At 63.3% G+C, this 1,290-nt stretch carries 1 pseudogene and 1 other annotated feature; the pseudogene reads right to left on the bottom strand.

From position 1 onward, the window contains the following. Positions 1–318: 318 nt before the first annotated feature. Positions 319–1,160 (bottom strand): annotated as a pseudogene (locus tag ACFWJO_RS39660) (IS3 family transposase); the annotation flags it as partial. After that, positions 745–876, bottom strand: a sequence feature (AL1L pseudoknot). Its footprint overlaps the pseudogene before it by 132 nt. Positions 1,161–1,290: the final 130 nt, after the last annotated feature.

The following is a 1,290-nucleotide window of genomic DNA, read 5'->3' on the forward strand; positions in this document are numbered from 1 at the left end:
GTTCTGGCCCACATCGTCGACTTCACTGGCGGCGAAGGGTATTCACCGCCTAACGGTCGCCCGAAACGTCTTTGACGCACGGTCCTGAGCCGAGAAATGACGACAGAACCCGCGATACATCTCGCGGACTGTCCCACCCGTCTCGTCTCCTACCAATTGGCGATATGCGCCACGACGGGAAAGCGCAGCTGAATAAACGTTCCCGCCCGCCCGTGGTCGACTTCCAGGTCAGTCGTCGCTGACGTCGCTGCTGGAACCGAGCAGGGTATGAGCCTGCTGGGTCGTCAGCGGCGGCACCGGTAAGTCGAAGACCCTGGTCTTGGATGTCACCACCTGCCACCCGAGGATCCGGCGGGAGAACACGTCGACACAGAACGCCGTGTACACGAATCCGGTGAGTGTCCACACGTACGTAAAGTCCGCGACCCACCACTGCTCGGGCGGTCCGGGACGTCCCATTTCCTGTTGATCAGATCCGGGTGTCGTGGTGCCCGCTCGTCGCGCTCGGTGGTGGTCGTGCGGCGTTTGCCGCGGACCACCCCGCGGATCCCGCAGATCTTCATCAGGCGGGCCACCTGATCGCGCCCGATGTCGTGGCCGGCGTGTTTCATCGCCCACCAGATCTTGCGGGCACCGTAGACACGCTTGTTGGCGACGAATAGCGTGTGGACGGCGTTGGCGGCGTACGCATCGCCCAGGTCAGTGCCCGATGGGTCCGCGCTGCTTGGCCTTGTAGTAGGTGGACGGGGCGATGCTGATGCCGTGTTCGGTGAGCACGGCGCAGATCGGGTCGACCCCGAAACGGGAGCGGTGAGCGTCGATGTAGTCGACGATCACCGCAGTCGGCGGTCGACCTCCGCCGCCGCGAAAAACGCGCTCGCGGCCTTCAATATTTCGTTGGCTCTGCGTAATTCGGTGACTTATCGGCGAAGCCGGGCGACCTCGTCCGACACGTCAGGTGTTGCAGACGGTGTTCCGAGAGCCTGGCGGCTCTCCTCCCGCTCGATCCAGTTCCGCAGTGTCGCCGGCGCGATATCGAGCAGCTCCCCGACATGGCGCCGGGCTGCGACCTTCGAGCCTCCGTGCTCGTCGATCCGGTCCCGATACATCCGGACGGCGCGATCCTGGGTCTCGGCATCGTACTCCTTCGGTGCAGGCATACCAGCATTCTCCTTGTTAGATCAGGAGTCTCTACCTCGTCCAGGACGGTTCAGACTTCCACGGCTACGAAGACCTGCGCAGCGTCTTCCTGACACACCTGCACTCCGACCCCATGGACTACTTCAACAT

It is taken from the genome of Streptomyces sp. NPDC127092 (assembly GCF_042722475.1).
GTDB lineage: Bacteria > Actinomycetota > Actinomycetes > Streptomycetales > Streptomycetaceae > Streptomyces.